This is a genomic window from Ruegeria sp. AB11, assembly GCF_056536325.1.
Genome location: NZ_JBQFJO010000001.1, coordinates 1,362,791 through 1,378,585, shown reverse-complemented (window position 1 = coordinate 1,378,585; position 15,795 = coordinate 1,362,791). Strand labels below are relative to the sequence as shown.

Below are 15,795 nucleotides of genomic sequence, written 5' to 3'. Positions count from 1 at the left end.
CAAAGCCCTAAGTCAGCAGGGCCTCAATTTTGCTAAGTGTCGCTACGTTCACCGCAACGCCATCAGATTTAGCTGCCAGTCGCTTTGCACGGCGGCCATCTCCGGGCAAATGTGCGCCCTCTTGCGACCGGATCGCTTCGACAAGATCGACAATTCCTGTTGAAAATGCGTCATTCGCCGTCGCATTTGCGTCAATCGCAATAAAGAACTGCCCCGTCTTCGGCGGACCACCGGCCGTGCCAGAAAACGGAGAGGCGTGGATTCCCAAAGTCGCGCCGGTCAGAGCAGCAGCCAGAACTTCGGTCAACAGCGCGATGCCAACACCTTTATAACCACCCGACGGCGCCATCGAACCCTTGAGGCCCACATTCGGATCAGTGGTTGGATTTCCTTCATCGTCCAGTGCCCAACCAACAGGGATCGGCCTGCCTTCACGCGCGTGTTTCATGACTTCGCTTTTGGCGATGGTGCTGGCGCTCTGGTCAATCAATAGGGCGGGCTGGCCGTCCGTGCCCGGAGCGGCGATTGAAAACGGATTGGTGCCGACCACCGGCTTGGCCCCGCCGGAGGGCGCAATTGAGGCCGGAGCGTTGGTGAAACCCAGACCAACCAGGCCGGCCTGCGCCAGACGATAAGTGTGATATCCAAGAACGCCGCAGTTATAGCTGTTTCTGATCGCCAGCGCCGCAATCCCCTGCGCGCGGGCAGCGGGGATCAAGGCGTCGAACCCGGCTTCAATGGCGGAATGCGCAAATCCGGTGGCAGCATCGACTGTAACGACGCCAGGGAGTGGCTGCGCCAGAACCGGCTGTGCAAGCCCATCAACCTTGCCGCATTGAACATGCTCACAGTAGATCGGGATATAGGCCAGACCATGGCTGGCAACCCCGTCAGCCTCGGTTGCCGCGGTCGCAACCGCTAAAGGACGCGCGTTTTCTTCGCTCGTCCCCGCAGCCACCAGCGCGCGAAAGGACAGGTCTTCAACTTCAGCAAGTGAAAGGGTGCGGGTTTCAATCATGTCTGTCTCTTTTCAGTCATTGTCAGAAAGCCCGGCCCCTGCGCCGAGCAAACGGGATTCTTCAGTCGCAGGAGCATAGGTAAGATGGGCAAAACGGTTGAGTATCGTCCATGCCGCCGGATCAGGCGTTGCACGCGTCTGTCGTGAACACGGTTGGATCAGTAGGTCGCTAAATGCAACCTCGACATGATCCGCGCGAATCGGGCAGTCGTCTCTCGGCATCAATCTCGCACCATCCGTCAAAGCCTTGAAATCGCCCGCCGTGATTGAAACCACCGTGTTGTGTATGCGCGCAGCATAGGCCGCAAATGGCAGTAGCATCATTGGCGAAGAAACCTGTCTGATCCGGATCGGGCCTGCCGACAGCATGTGCGCACAGTCGGAAAGCAGAGCACCGACCATCAGTGGGCATAGGTCTTTGCGACCAACCCAGTCTCCGTCCAGCCCTGCGGGAACATGATCTTCCAGTGAACCGGCAAACTCGCCTTCCAGCACGCGCGACAATTCGACCGTTCCGTCCAGCCCCTGCGCACAGAGCCATCGCGTCGCTTTTGCGGCCTCTTCAGAGATGCCCCAGGCATAGCCCGCACCCCGCGTTGCACGCTTGGCCGTGGCTTCGATTTCATTAAGGGAAAAACTCATTGGGCGCGCTCCGGATACACCCACAAATCCGCGTTTTTCGGACTCAGTTCCTCGGGGTAAGGTGCCCCCGAATACATGCAAATACGCACCCAACGATCCGAGCGTGGGTCGAAATGCGTGGCACCAAAGAACGACAATTTGGCGCGCAACATGTCGATCGGCAGGACCTCCGCGCTGATCGTATTGTCGCTGATTTCGCCATATGGTGCCAGACGGCTCATCTGCGCACGACGTACGGTGTGGCGGTGTTCAGGGTGGCGCAGCAGGAATTCGGCGATCGGACTTTCGCCCGACCAGTCCGCCAAAGCCTTATGGGCAAGCGCGGAATCACGTGCCGGAGCAAGCGGTTGCTCATACTCCTCTATTGGTTCTTCAAACCGTTCCCCCAAACGAGGCTCAAGCTTTTCTTCCGACACATACCAGGCGCGCGCGCAGTGTTCAGGCGCCGACCAGTCAAGATCGAGCGCCCAGCCAAAACTGGAGCGGATCAGGTCGCGCACCTGTGCGACTGGCATCGCGCCGTCAATTGTAAAGGCCGCGCTATTGCCATCCGCCATGCAGCAGGCCAGCCCGTCCACCAACTCGCCATATGGTTCTAGAATCAAAGAAGCCAGCAACTCTTGCCCTTCTTCGCTAAGCGCGGTCCGGGACCACAGGATCAGGCGATCCCAAGGCTGATTTTCCGTCAGATCGGTCTGATCGAGATGCGCGGCTATCGCGCCCAGATCGGCATTCAGTGCGGTGAGTTTTTCGATCTGGATCGGGTGTTCGGACCGCCACCACGAGATCGACAATTTACTGCGCTCGAAAATCTCGCGGAACATGGCCACTTCGGCCTCTGTCGCGGCATCAAGGGACCGAACGCGCGCGATGGCCTCTTCACGGACCATGATCCAGTTATTGAACAGGATTGGGTGATTGACGATGAAGGGCGCCATGCCCAATCCGGTCGAGTTGCCGATCCCCAGCCAGCGGGCGATATCGGGATCAAGCTGCGCGGTCTGCGTACCACCCTTGGCATTTGCCATATGCTGCACCAGATCACGGACGAATATTCGCGTCAGATATACCGACAGCATCTCGGCCTGAAACGGGCCGCTGACCTCGGGGCGATCAGAGATCTTTTCCCGATCCGCCGCGCCGAACTTGCCCGATCCGTAAACCGCAGTTGTGCGCATCAGATAGCCAACCTTGTAGATCTGCGCGAGATCCGGTTGCTGGCCTGCAGCCAACTGGTCGACCACATGAGCCCACAACCGAACAGAACGGTTGGCACGCGACAGCGACAACTCGTTTTCACTGACACGCCCGGCCTCTTGCAGTGGTACATTCCGAGACAAACGTTGGATATCGTCCTTGGTGGGAACACCATCAAACAAGGTGAAGGTGGCATCCCAGGCCTCGGCGATCACACGGTCCGAGCGTTGCTCGGGCGGCAGGTCATGGGCGAATGCGACCAGTGAATAGGTACGATCTGGTCCTTGTGCGGAATAGACCGCGTGGCCAACCCCGTTGTCATCGATATCGAATACGGGGCGGCTAAAAACCCACTGCTCGACCGCCATGCGACGGGTGAGCTGGCGCATAAAACTGAGCCGACATTGATGAAGCGAGCCCAGACGCGAAAGGCGCATCACCGTGGCGGGATCGCGGCGTTCGATATTTGGGTTCACGGTACTCATGGTTTAAAAGGTCCAAAGTTTTCTGCAAAGAATCGATACCAGTTGCCACCCATGATTCCGGCGACTTCCTCGGCATTCATGCCAACGGCACGCAATCCAGCTTCGATATTGCCAAAATCTCGATTGTCGCGGAACCAGTTTGGCATCGGCGGGAACCCGGCGTTAGAAGCCGAGCCTTCGCCATAGTCGATCTCTTTTGTCCAGCGCCCAACCCGCATCCATTCGACCACGCTATCGGGTTGGTCCTGACACAGGTCGGTACCAATCCCCAGATGCTGAGCCCCGTACTTGTCAGCGGTGCGGGCGATCATCTCGCAAAAGCTTTCCAATGTGCAGTCGGACTTGTCTCTCAGGTGATGAGGATAGACCGAAAAGCCCAGCATCCCACCTTTTTCCGTCACCGCCCGGATCACGTCATCCCGCTTGTTGCGAAGCGCTGGAGACCATTCATGGGGGTTTGCGTGGGTGATCGCGATGGGACGCTCGGACAGTTCTGCCGCTTCGATGGTCGAACGGTCCGCCGAATGGCTCATATCAACCACCAACCCCACACGGTTCATCTCTTTGATCACCTGCTTGCCCATGCGGGTGATGCCGGTGTCTTCGGCCTCATAACACCCAGTCGCCAGAAGGGACTGGTTGTTATAGGTCAATTGCATGAACCGCGCGCCCAGATCGTGCAGGATTTCGACCAGCCCGATATCGTCTTCGATGGGGCTGGGGTTCTGGAAACCGAAGAACACTGCCGTCCGCCCGATTTCGCGGGCTGTGTCGATATCGCTGGCCCAGCGGCCTTTCATGATCAGGTCCGGATATTGCTCGAACCAACGATTCCACTTTTCAAAGTTCAGAACGGTTTCGCGAAAGTTTTCATGATAGGCGATGGTGACGTGGATGGCGTCCACGCCTCCTTCACGCAGTTGCCGGAAGATCTTCTCCGACCAGTTGGCATATTGCAGGCCGTCGATCAGCATCAGACAGGGCCTGCGCTGATATAGGCGGTTTTGACGGTGGTGTAGAACTCCACCGCTGCCTTGCCCTGTTCACGCGGACCGTAAGAACTGTCACCCCGCCCACCGAAAGGCACATGGTAATCGGTGCCTGCGGTCGGCAGGTTGACAGTAACAACACCCGTGCGGGCATTGCGGCGGAAGTGAGTGGCACGTGCCAGAGATTTAGTAACGATGCCCGAAGTCAGACCGAAATTGGTGTCATTGACCACGCTCAGCGCCTCGTCATAGCTGCTGACCTTGATGACGCTGGTCAAAGGCGCGAACATTTCCTCGCGGTTGATACGCATGTCATTATTGGTGTTCAGGAACACCCCCGGCGACATGTAGAAGCCATCGTGCGGCATCTCAAGGCGCTGACCACCGCAGGCCAGTTCCGCGCCTTCGGATTTGCCCAGATCAACATAAGCGAGGTTCTCGCCTAGTTGTTGTTGGCTGACGACGGGGCCCATCTGAACGCCCTCTTCCAGTGCATGGCCGACCTTCATCGCCTGCGCACCTGCAACCAGTTTCTCGACAAATGCATCGTGAATGCCTGCATGAACCACCAGCCGCGACGAGGCCGTGCATTTCTGACCGGTGCCACCGAATGCGCCGCCCAAGGCCAGCGAGACCGCCAGATCCAGATCGGCATCGTCCATAACCGCCAGCGCGTTCTTGGATCCCATTTCCATCTGAACCTTAGTAAGATTCTGAATGGCAGCGGCAGCAATGCCCTTGCCCACCGGGACCGATCCGGTGAACGAGATTGCATTGACCTTGGGGCTTTCAACAAGACGCTGCCCGATTGAGCGCCCTGACCCCATAACGAGGCTGAACAATCCTTTGGGAATATCCTGACGCTCGATGATCTCGGTCAAGGCCACTGCCGAGGCCGGGGTGATGTTGGCAGGCTTCCAGACGACAGCGTTGCCATAGCACAGCGCCGGGGCGATCTTCCACGAGGCCGTCGCAGTGGGGAAGTTCCACGGGCTGATGATCGCAACAACGCCAACGGCTTCGCGACGCACATCCACTTCGATATCCGGGCGCACAGAATCTGCGTTCTCACCGATCTGACGCAGGCATTCTGCAGCGTAGTAGGTGAAGAACTGACCGGCGCGATAAACTTCGCCCTTGCCTTCGGCCAGCGGTTTGCCCTCTTCCCGGCTGAGCAGCGTGCCCAGTTCCTCGGCGCGCGCCATCAATTCATTGCCGATTGCGTTAAGAACTGCTTGCTTGCGCTCCAGCCCGTAGGCGGCCCATTCCGCCTGCGCCACGCGTGCCTGATTCAGTGTCGCCTCAAGCTGGTCGCCGCTGGCCTGCGCGAACATGCCAACCAGATCGGTCAGGTCAGAAGGATTGCGGTTTTCGATTTCGCTTTCGCCTGCCAGCCATTCGCCGGCGATTAGGTTCAGTTTGGTCACAATGCGCCCCAGAGTCAGAATTCGTTTGTCACAGGATGGATTTTCGGGGGCGCATCAGTCAAACTCAAATAACTTAAATAAATTTCAAGGAAACTGAAGCTTGGCCATCAAAATCGAAATGTTGCGATGCTTTTGCACCGTCGCGCAGACCGGCAATCTGGTCGAGGCAGCCGATCGCCTTGGCCGAACGCAATCAGCCATCTCAATGACGCTGAAACAGCTCGAAGACCATCTGGGTAAGAAACTGTTTGAAGGCGAGCGAAAAAACCAGCTATCGCCGCTGGGTGAGCAGGTATTCGAACTTGCCCTGAAACAGATCCGCCAATTTGACCAGGCCGTCCAGAACATCGATGCGGCGGCACAGGCTCAACAAGGTCTGATCAGGATCGTATCCGTCCCTTCGGTCGGGGCGTTGATATTTCCGCCCCTGCTGGAATACATGACCAGCCAATTCCCAGGTGTTAAGATCGAACTGCGCGACTCGGATACGCAACAGGTGCTCGACGCGATTGCGCAGGATCAGGCCGATATCGGCATTGCATCGGGATATCATCCATTGAATGGTGTTCGCGCTCTTCCACTATTTCAGGATCCATTTGGACTTGTCGCCGCCTCAGATCATGACCTGATCACAAGTGCAAATCCGCTGAGCATCGCTGATATCCCAACCGCGCCATTTGTGCGAAATAGGCTTTGCGATCTCATTCAATCGCCAGCGTTCCTGTCAGCCACCGAAAATGCCGCGATCACAATCCACAATACACATTCACTGATCACTCTGGTTCGATCCGGTAATTGGATCACTGTTTTGCCCCAAACCGTGGCGGAATTCCTGCCAGAGGCGGTCGCTTTCCGCCCTATCGTGGATCTTGACGACAAGAGGCAGGTTTATCTGTATGCCCGCGAACGGTCGCGGTTTCAGAACCTGACCGAAAAGTGCAGCACTTTCATATTGTCATGCGATTTCGCCAAGAAATAGGATTCCCAAATTCAGCCTCCGCGCAGGCGCTGCATCAGATAAACTTCGGCACCTTCCGGGATCGGCTCGGACAGACCCGTAGCGATGATGCGACCGTCAACCGCAACCGATACGCCCGCGTCAATTGGGGCCTGTAATCTGGGATGATGGCGCACCAGTTCTTTCAACAACTCCCCCGTGGTAGCCGCCTCAACTTCGACCACCTGCTGGCCTCCGGTCAGAGACCGGAGGCTGGACCAGAGGTGAACCTGGATCATTTTTCCTTAAGCGCCGCCAGAATGCGCGGCGGTGACATTGGCAGTTGCTTCATCCGCACACCAGCTGCGTTGGATACCGCGTTGGCGATGGCGGCCAGAGGCGGCACGATCCCGGTTTCACCCACGCCGCGCACGCCAAAGGGGTGGCCGGGGTTGGGCACTTCGACAATCACCGTATCAATCATCGGCAAATCGCTTGCGACCGGGATGCGGTAGTCAAGGAAGATCGAGTTCTGCAATCTACCATCCTCGCCATAGATATATTCCTCATTCAGCGCCCAGCCGATGCCCTGCGCGGCGCCGCCTTGGTATTGGCCTTCCACATAGGTCGGGTGGATCGCCTTGCCGGCATCCTGAATGACCGTGTAGCGGACGATGCTTGTTTTGCCGGTTTCCGAATCCACCTCGGCATCCACTATATGAGTGCCAAAGGACACACCCGCGCCTTCAGGGGTGGCTTCGAAATGACCTGAGATCGGACCTCCGGTCGCGCCCATATCTGCGGTGATGTCAGCCAACGGCAGCGGGTCGAAATCGCCCGCATTCGGGCCCGACGGTACTGCGCAACCACCTTCCCATTTCACCGCATCAACCGGAATGCCCCATTTGGCTGCTGCGCGTTCGCACAGTTTCTCAACCGCGTGGTTTGCGGCTTTGATCGTCGCCAGACCACTGGCATAGGTCACGCGGCTGCCGTGAGAGACATCATTGTAACCAAGTGAAGCGGTGTCCGCGACGGTCACCCGAATGTTTTCATAGGGAATACCCAGAACCTCGGCCGCCATCAGGGCCATTGATGCACGCGAACCGCCTATGTCAGGCGTTCCAACCATAACTTGCGCCGAGCCATCCTCGGACAAGGCCAACGAAACAGAGGTCTCGCCACCATGGTTGAACCAGAAGCCACAGGAAATTCCGCGCCCCTGCCCCGGTTTCAGCGGTGCCGAATAATGCGGATGCGCCTTGGCGGCTTCAAGTGTTTCGACAAGGCCGATGCGCTCATATGTCGGTCCATAGCTGGCTTTTGAACCTTCAGCCGCCGCGTTCTTTAGGCGCACATCCACAGGGTCGAGACCCAGCTGATTGCACAGCTCATCCAGCACGGATTCAACCGCAAAAGCACCCATTGGTGCGCCCGGCGCGCGATAGGCGGCCTGTTTGGGGCGGTTAGCTATGACGTCATACCCCACCTGCCGCACGTTGGTCAGGTCATAGGGCGCAAAAGCACACATCGCAGTCAAATCGCCCGGTGCACCGGGAAACGCGCCGCCCTGCAGACGAAAAATACCTTGGGCCGCTGTGATCGTGCCGTCTTTCTTCATCCCGATCTTAATATCCATCGACGCGGATGAAGTGGGGCCGGTGGACCGGAATACCTCGGATCGGTTCATCACCAACTTGACCGGGCGATTGGCTTTGCGGCTTAACGCCAAGGCCACCGGTTCAATGAAAACAGTGGTCTTGCCGCCGAAACCTCCTCCGATTTCGGAAGCTGTCACGCGCAACTGCGCGGTTTCGATGCCCAGCAATGTGGCACAGTATTTCTGGGCGTACCAATGACCCTGAGTGGTGCACCACAATTCTCCCTTACCGTCCGCGCCCAACGACGCAAGACAGGCATGAGGCTCGATATAGCCCTGATGGGTCGCCTCGGTCACAAAGCTGTCTTCGATGACCAGATCAGCCTCGGCGAACCCGGCCTCTACATCTCCGTGACCGCTTTCATGATAGCGTACGACATTTGGATGCATGCCTTCAGGCACCGAATAGTCGGCCGCACCTTCGCGGATCACCGGTGCATCCGCAGCCATCGCCTTGTCTACATCGGTGACATGAGGCAACACTTCATATTCCACCTCAATCAGTTTCAGCGCATCACGTGCAGCCAACGCTGAAGTCGCGGCAACCGCAGCAATCGCATGGCCGTCATACAGCGCCTTCTCGCCCGCCATGACGTTTTCCAGGACATTCCAGAACTCGCCTTCCAGACCCGGCTTGAACGGGAGCACGGCAAAATCTGCACGGGTGACGATAGCCTTAACGTCCTTGAGCGCCTCGGCTTTTGAGGTGTCGATCCTGACGATCCGTGCATGGGCGTGGGGTGAGCGCAGGATTGCCCCGTGCAACATACCCGGCGCGTAGGCATCAGCCCCGAACCTGGCGCGACCTGTCACTTTGTCGAGCCCATCAGGGCGGTCGGGGCGCGTGCCCACAAAGTTGAAGATGGACTTACGATCGTCGAGTGCCATTACGAAGCCTCCCGCAGCTCAGCAGCCGTATCCATCACGGCGCGGATGATCTTGTCATAACCGGTGCAGCGGCACAGATTGCCGGCCAGCCAATAGCGCGCCTCTTCCTCGGTTGGATTCGGGTTCTTTTCCAACAGGGATTTGGCCGCAACCAATATGCCCGGCGTGCAAACACCGCACTGCAGAGCGGCGTATTCAATGAATTTCTTCTGCAACGGATGAAGGACATCGCCATCTGCGATCCCTTCAACGGTTTCGATCTGCTTGCCCTCAGCCTCGATGCCCAGCATCAGGCACGAACACACCAAACGACCATCGACGGTCACAGAGCAAGCGCCACAATCACCCGTGCCGCAGCCTTCTTTCGCGCCGGTCAAGTTCAGCTTGTCGCGCAAACAATCCAGCAGCGTTTCGCGCGAATCGCAGAGATATTCAACTTCATCACCGTTTACGGTGGTCGTTACGTGCAGCTTACTCATGCTTGCTCTCCCTTGGCGCGGGCATAGGCGATCTTGGCGGTACGCTTGGCAAGAACTCCGGCAACTTCGGTCCGAAACGCGATGGTGCCACGTTTGTCATCAATTGGGTTGCACGCGGCCGATGCGGCAGCGGCGAGGGCATCGAGAGCGACGTCATCCAGCGTGGTGCCAATGATCGCGCGGGCTGCTTCTTCGACCAGAAGAACAGTCGGAGCGACAGCCCCAAGTGATACGCGCGCCTCCGTGATGATGTCGCCGTCCAGTCGCAGGTTTACACCCACTCCGACCACGGCGATATCCATTTCGGTACGCGGGATGAACCGCAGATAGGCATCCCCACCGTTTTCGCCACGCGCCGGAATGTTGACAGACGAGATTACCTCACCCTTCGCCAGTGAAGTTCTACCGGGGCCGGTCTGGATGTTTTCAACCGCTACGTCCCGCACACCCTCTGGGCCAGTGACTGTGACCGTTACACCTGCCGCGACCATGGCGGGAACGGAATCAGCCGCCGGAGAGCCATTGCAAAGGTTGCCGGTCAACGTCGCGCGCCCCTGTACCTGAGTCGATCCGATCAGGTCCATTGCCTCGACCACACCGGGCCAGTCGTGGCCAAGCTCAGGGTGCTCGCTCATCTCTGCGCCGGTTGCGGCTACACCCAATGTCCAACTGCCGTCGGAACTACGGGTGATGTCATGTACGCCGTTGATCTTCTTGATATCGATCAGCGTATCCGGTGTCACCAGTTCCGAGCGCAGTTGCACCAGAACGTCGGTGCCCCCCGCCAGAAACCGCGTGATGCCCGTTGCATTTTGTGCCAGCGCCGACGCTTCGGCAAAACTGGCAGGGCTGTGATAGTCCATGAAGGTACCTCGCACCTGTTGATCAGGGTTCACTGGGTTTTGCGGGGACGTTAGTGCAGCGACCCCAGTTCGTCCATGGCCTGTACGACCTATTTTTTGATCTAAATATGTCGCATTCAGACTGCGCTCAGAGATCGATTTCGATCACACCGTCTTTTTCCGCTGCGCGGCTTTGGCAAAGAATGATCGCCCCTTCTCGTTGTTTGTTTGACAACACAAAATCACGATGTTCGATTTCGCCCGAAATCACTCCGCATTTGCAGACACCACAGATGCCATCAGAGCATTTCACATCAACGTGTATTCCCGATTCATTCAGGACCTGAGCAGCATCTTTGTCAGCAGGTACACTCAATTCCCGACCCGATTTGGCCAACCTAAGGGTGAATTCGTGGTTCTCATACTCCGGCTGTTCGGGGACCGAAAAATACTCCAGATGCCGTGCTTCTTCTGGGAAACCCTGCGCTTCGGCGGCTTGCATGACGCCATCCATGAAACGATCCGGACCGCAGGTATAGACATGCCAACCCTCCTGATAACCGCGAAGGATCGCATCCAGATCGGCACGCGTGCCCTCATCTGAGAAATGATAGTGGACGTGATCCGCCCAGGGCATCGTGGCCAAGTCGTCCAGATATCCCGCCCCGGCGCGCGTGCTGGCGGAGTAGTGCAGTTCAAATGGCCTGCCTAACGCATGCAATCGATGCGCGAATGCAATCATCGGAGTAATCCCGATGCCGCCCCCCATCAGGAAGGTTTTTGATGCATCTTCATTCAGCTCAAAGTGGTTGATCGGTTTGGAAATGAAAACCTTACGACCTTCGTTGAAAATCCGATGCAAGAGGGCGGATCCACCCCGCCCCTCGTCTTCACGTAGAACGCCGATCTGATAGGTCGAGCGATCTGACGGGTCGCCGGACATGGAATATTGCCGCAAAAATTCTGGCGCGACCAGCACGTCCAGATGCGCACCAGCGGTCCATTCAGGCAGCGGGGCACCATTGAGCGTCGAGAATTCATACTTCGTGACATCCGCGGTCATCTTGTCGACCTTAGTCAGCTCCACCCTCATGACCGGAGCATCGCCTGCGATCTGATAACGATGAATGACCGACATATCGCCCGCTGCCTTGCGCGCCTTGTATTCATCGGCGGCCAGCATCGCTTCATACGCTGCGATCCCGGCCTCGCGGTCCATCGCAAACGGATAGGGCCACGGATGCGGCGCAAGATAGGCCGGATAAACCGCAAGCGTCTGATCCTCGTATTTCAGGTCGAGGTCCTTTTGCAGATCGCGCCGGTTCAGGGGATGTTGCGTTGGGCGATAGGCACCGTCAGCTTCCAGCTCAATATCCCACCACCATTTCTTGGTGTCATTCAGACCGCCATTGCCGACGGCATCATCCAGTTTTGCTAAGGCAGGCGCAGCCTGAGGGATATTCATCGCGGCCCATCGGAAAGGGCGTTCCTTAAATATACCTTCCAGGTTCCAGGGGCAGGTTTTCATGCAACGCCCACACATGGCGCCGCCCGGAGTGGTGACCCGGTAGGTCGCGCATTTCTGGCTATCGGACTTCCAGATTTCGTAGCCATTGAACATCAGCTTCGGCCCGGCGGTGATCGCACCCGATGGGCACTCACGCGCGCATTTGTTGCAGTTCTCACAGAAAGTCTGCAGGCCAAAATCGATCGGCTTGTCATGCGTCATCGGCATGTCGGTTGTCACGACACCCGATTTCAATCGGGGGCCGAGATATGGGTTCAGAATAACTTCTCCGATCCGACTGACCTCGCCCATTCCCGACAGTAGCAACAGAGGGGGTTGCAGCACCTCTCCATCCATCACCGTATGGGCCTTGGCTTTGTAGCCGAGGTTGCGGATTTGCTGCGCGATTACGCCGCCCAAAAGCGAAAACCGCAGATATGCGCGCATCGACTGGGCCACGCTGATCCAGTCATCACCGCTGGCACCTTCCATCGTCTCGTAACCCTGGTCAATGATCATGCTGATCGCCTGATCATGTGACGGGTTTATCTCTTCGCCAGTGGCGTCGTGGGAATACCAACTCCATTCGGGACACCGGCTGAGGCCCACCGCGTCGACTCCAAGGAAGTAAGTCGCAGCCTTGATGTTCGCGCCATTTCGGTCGGCATCTGCAGGTCCTTCGACCATGGCGCTGTCGCCATCCTGCAGCAGAACAAACGCGCCCAGCGCACGGCGCTGTGCAAAGCTTGGGGCCGCTTTGCGGACATAATAGCCGCCTTTGGCTGCGTCCTGCAGGTTTTTGCCCATGTCGCCGAACTGTGCGCGCGCGAACATATCCGCCCGTTTGGGAACACGGGCGACATTCTCTTCGTCGATATATGTGGTGGGGTTGTCCACGCGTTTGAGGTTTTCGAACGGATGCGCACCATCGACATATCGACGCTTAGCATACGGATCACGGTTCATGGCGTTCTTCGCAAAGCCCGCACCCAACCACCACGCCGGACCCTGGGTCCGGAACCAGGGTTGTTCCGCCATGGGGCAAAGCGGGAGATCATGAGCAATTTCCATTTCGGTGGTTACCGCAGCCAGACCAAAGCGTTTGCCAAGCCACGGCACTACGACTTCACCGTCCTCCAGTGAAGCCAGGCCTGCAGTCACGGCGAGTTTGCCCAGATCAACCTCGGATGACATTGCCGAGTGTGCCCGTGCATCAAAACCCAACAAACGAATATAGTTGGCTATCACAACGGCATTTTCGGTGGCCAAGAGGCAGGCGCGGTGATCCTGCGCCTCCGCGATCCATTCGGCCCCCGGCTCCGAAGGATCAGGATCACGGTTGAATTCATAAAGAAACACAAGTGCATGGCGATGGCTGTCGATGGGCTTGGGTTCGGCCTCCATACTTTCTTTCAGATCAGCCATGATCACGTCGATGCCCGAGGCCAGCGTCTTGGTCTGGCGGGTTCGAAGGGCATGGGCCAACCGATCGATATCCGGGTTGCGCCGGGGTTCGGCCAACATTGCATCCGGCAGCAGAGGTCCGCAGCCCATCATCGACGCGTCGTTAAAATAGCCGAACGCTTTCAGGTGGTTGACGCGATCAACGGGATCGGCTGGAATTTCAGACGCGACTGGATTTACGAAACCGTCCCGGATCGCATCCAGCATTGCCTGGAATTCTCCCATTGCATTGACGATGCTTTCGGGCCGATCAGAACGGTGAAAGCTGAGCGCGCGCATTGGTGGGACTTGTGTCAAGTCAGGCATCCGGTTTTGCCGTGCCAGCCGTTCCAACGGGTACGAGCCCATATGAACGGGTCGGTTCTTGTCCGAGAAAAAGCGGATCCCCATCGCGTGCCTCCTGCGTGCTGCCCTTCCCCCTATCCCGGCATGGACACCAAATCCATTCATGAATAATCATATACAGTATGAATAAAATTGATTTCACTGATCTTGATGGCAAAGTCCTTCGGGTATTTCTGACAATACTCGAAGAAAGTTCAGTCTCGAAGGCAGCCGACCGGCTCGGGGTGACGCAATCGGCCATCAGCCATACGCTGGGAAAGTTGCGGCAAGTGCTTGGTGATCCGCTGTTCGTTCGATCCGGTCAAGGGCTGACCCCGACTGAACGCGCGCTTGCCCTCAAAGAGCCGGTGCAACAGGTGCTGGACAACATGCGTGCCCTGACCGTCGGCCGTCCATTTGATCCTGTGTCTGAACAGATGGCCATCCAGATCGCCACCAATGATATGCCGCGCGAGCTGATCTTTCCCGAATTGCTGCGTAAAACGCGCAAGGAAGGCGTCCGGTTGCGACTGGAATTCATCCCTTCGGGGGTTCCGGACCCGGACCTACTACGCAGTGACCGGTGCCAGTTGATGCTGACCCCATTGCCGCCAGATGGGCCGGATATCATTCAGAAACGGCTGATCACCAGCCCGCTAATGATTTTCTACGATGCCGCCCACCACGACCCGCCCAAGGACTGGCAGGCATATTGCGATAGCGATCATGTCGAGGTGCGTTTCGCCGACGGACGAAATGCCCGTGCCGTAATGCGTGGCGTGGACCAAAGCCAGATCAGACCACCCGTTGTTACCTTGCCGCATTTCAACGCAATCCCGCCCTTCGTGAAAGGCAGCGACCTGATCTCGACCGATACAGCTTTGATGCAACGCGGCCCGCTGGCGACACTGGACTGTGCGCCCTTACCATTTGGGTGTGACCCAGTGTCGATCTACATGGTCTGGCACCAGCGCTCGACCAACGATCCCGCGCATCGCTGGTTACGCACACGGATCGAGAGCATTGCCGCCAATCTTCAGACCTGAGATAGAAGCCAGTCGCGCATGTGTCCTACTAATTCTGGTTGACGTGGCTTCTTAGGGATGACGACAAAAAAGCTCAGATCATCAACCAGCACCTCGGATAATGGTTGCGATAGGCGCCCCGAGGCCAGTTCATCCGAAACAAGCGGGGCATTGGCCAGCGCAAACCCCTGACCGGAGATTGCGGCGTCAATCGCCAGGCTTGTCTGACTGAAGCTTATCGTCCGGGGTTTCCCCTCTACCCCTGCACGTTCCAGATACAGAGGCCAAAGTCCGTGGGAATCGCTGAGTAGAACGTACTCCATCAGATCATCTGGGCTGGAGATTTGTGACGCCAATTTTGGAGAGCTGACAACAACGAACTCGGTCGAGAATAGCGGTATGGCATTCAGGTCCTGCGCAATCGGCGAACGGCTTTGACGTACTGCGATGTCGATCCCATCCGATCTGAAATCCGCCAACCGCTCGCGTGCATCAACCTGAACTGAAATATCGGGATAGCTGGTCAGAAAATCATTCAAACGCGGCACCAGCCATTTAGATGCAAAACTGGGCGTGACCGATATTGCGATCTGCCTATTATTGGATAGGTCATCGAAGGCATCTTCGATCAGACGAAACGCCCGACTTAGTGGCGCTTGTAACCTGCGTCCCGCTTCTGTCAGCCGCAACCCGCGCGGAAGGCGTTCAAACAGAGCAGTCCCCAATCGCGCCTCAAGTCCACGCACTTGCTGAGCAACGGCCCCTTGAGTGACCCCAATTTCTTCCGCTGCAAGGCGAAAGTTCAAGTGACGCGCCGAGGCCTCGAAGGCGCGCATCGCGTTGAGAGGTGGAAGAGCAGGCATTCATAGACTGTAGATTTTCTACTGCTACTGCGCAACAGAACTGATTGG

Annotated in this window: 13 protein-coding genes; 2 read left to right on the top strand and 11 right to left on the bottom strand. The window is 57.4% G+C overall.

From position 1 onward, the window contains the following. Window positions 1-7 precede the first annotated feature (7 nt). Genes ACR3EJ_RS07015 through ACR3EJ_RS06995 form a run of 5 tightly spaced genes read right to left on the bottom strand, consistent with a single transcriptional unit; the run spans window position 8 to window position 5,758 of the window. On the bottom strand, window positions 8-1,018 hold the full coding sequence (locus ACR3EJ_RS07015; protein ID WP_170544940.1) for an Ldh family oxidoreductase: 1,011 nt from the start codon (window positions 1,016-1,018) through the stop codon (window positions 8-10). A gap of 12 nt (window positions 1,019-1,030) precedes the next feature. After that, entirely contained in the window at window positions 1,031-1,660 is a 630-nt protein-coding gene (locus ACR3EJ_RS07010) for a DUF3726 domain-containing protein (protein ID WP_170544944.1), read from the bottom strand. Continuing rightward, the gene (locus ACR3EJ_RS07005) at window positions 1,657-3,342 is read right to left on the bottom strand and encodes a hypothetical protein (protein ID WP_170544947.1); all 1,686 of its coding nucleotides are present in this window, start codon (window positions 3,340-3,342) and stop codon (window positions 1,657-1,659) included. Before ACR3EJ_RS07005 ends, ACR3EJ_RS07010 begins: the two co-directional genes overlap by 4 nt. Further along, the gene (locus tag ACR3EJ_RS07000; protein ID WP_170544950.1) at window positions 3,339-4,316 is read right to left on the bottom strand and encodes a membrane dipeptidase; all 978 of its coding nucleotides are present in this window, start codon (window positions 4,314-4,316) and stop codon (window positions 3,339-3,341) included. Before ACR3EJ_RS07000 ends, ACR3EJ_RS07005 begins: the two co-directional genes overlap by 4 nt. Next, window positions 4,316-5,758, bottom strand: coding sequence for an aldehyde dehydrogenase family protein (locus ACR3EJ_RS06995; RefSeq protein WP_170544953.1), 1,443 nt, complete (start codon window positions 5,756-5,758; stop codon window positions 4,316-4,318). The genes ACR3EJ_RS07000 and ACR3EJ_RS06995 overlap by 1 nt, the downstream gene beginning before the upstream one ends. A 100-nt stretch (window positions 5,759-5,858) precedes the next feature. Between ACR3EJ_RS06995 and ACR3EJ_RS06990 the strand changes: the two genes are divergently transcribed. Further along, a complete protein-coding gene (locus ACR3EJ_RS06990; protein WP_170544955.1) occupies window positions 5,859-6,737 on the top strand; it encodes a LysR family transcriptional regulator in 879 nt (292 codons plus the stop codon). Between the two features lie 11 nt (window positions 6,738-6,748). Here the strand turns inward: ACR3EJ_RS06990 and ACR3EJ_RS06985 are convergent, their stop codons facing one another. The 5 genes from ACR3EJ_RS06985 to ACR3EJ_RS06965 form a co-directional block, all read right to left on the bottom strand. Beyond that, window positions 6,749-6,994 carry a MoaD/ThiS family protein gene (locus ACR3EJ_RS06985; RefSeq protein ID WP_010441051.1) on the bottom strand — a complete coding sequence of 82 codons (246 nt, stop codon included), beginning with the start codon at window positions 6,992-6,994 and terminating at the stop codon, window positions 6,749-6,751. Further along, complete coding sequence (locus tag ACR3EJ_RS06980; RefSeq protein WP_170544959.1) at window positions 6,991-9,243, bottom strand: xanthine dehydrogenase family protein molybdopterin-binding subunit; 2,253 nt, start codon at window positions 9,241-9,243, stop codon at window positions 6,991-6,993. The genes ACR3EJ_RS06985 and ACR3EJ_RS06980 overlap by 4 nt, the downstream gene beginning before the upstream one ends. Then, window positions 9,243-9,722: a (2Fe-2S)-binding protein gene (locus ACR3EJ_RS06975; RefSeq protein ID WP_170544963.1), complete on the bottom strand. Its 480-nt coding sequence runs from the start codon at window positions 9,720-9,722 to the stop codon at window positions 9,243-9,245. The genes ACR3EJ_RS06980 and ACR3EJ_RS06975 overlap by 1 nt, the downstream gene beginning before the upstream one ends. After that, window positions 9,719-10,585, bottom strand: a complete 867-nt coding sequence (locus ACR3EJ_RS06970) for an FAD binding domain-containing protein (RefSeq protein ID WP_170544966.1) — start codon at window positions 10,583-10,585, stop codon at window positions 9,719-9,721. Before ACR3EJ_RS06970 ends, ACR3EJ_RS06975 begins: the two co-directional genes overlap by 4 nt. Before the next feature lie 127 nt (window positions 10,586-10,712). Then, window positions 10,713-13,925 carry a reductive dehalogenase gene (locus ACR3EJ_RS06965; protein WP_170544969.1) on the bottom strand — a complete coding sequence of 1,071 codons (3,213 nt, stop codon included), beginning with the start codon at window positions 13,923-13,925 and terminating at the stop codon, window positions 10,713-10,715. 77 nt (window positions 13,926-14,002) lie between these two features. On the opposite strand from ACR3EJ_RS06965, the gene ACR3EJ_RS06960 reads away from it, so the two are divergent. After that, window positions 14,003-14,905 (top strand): LysR family transcriptional regulator, encoded by a 903-nt coding sequence (locus ACR3EJ_RS06960; protein ID WP_170544972.1) that lies wholly within the window; start codon window positions 14,003-14,005, stop codon window positions 14,903-14,905. On the opposite strand, the gene ACR3EJ_RS06955 is transcribed toward ACR3EJ_RS06960, so the two are convergent. Next, a complete protein-coding gene (locus tag ACR3EJ_RS06955) occupies window positions 14,896-15,747 on the bottom strand; it encodes a LysR substrate-binding domain-containing protein (protein WP_170703610.1) in 852 nt (283 codons plus the stop codon). The two genes, ACR3EJ_RS06960 and ACR3EJ_RS06955, sit on opposite strands and share 10 nt — an antisense overlap. Between the last annotated feature and the right edge of the window lie 48 nt (window positions 15,748-15,795).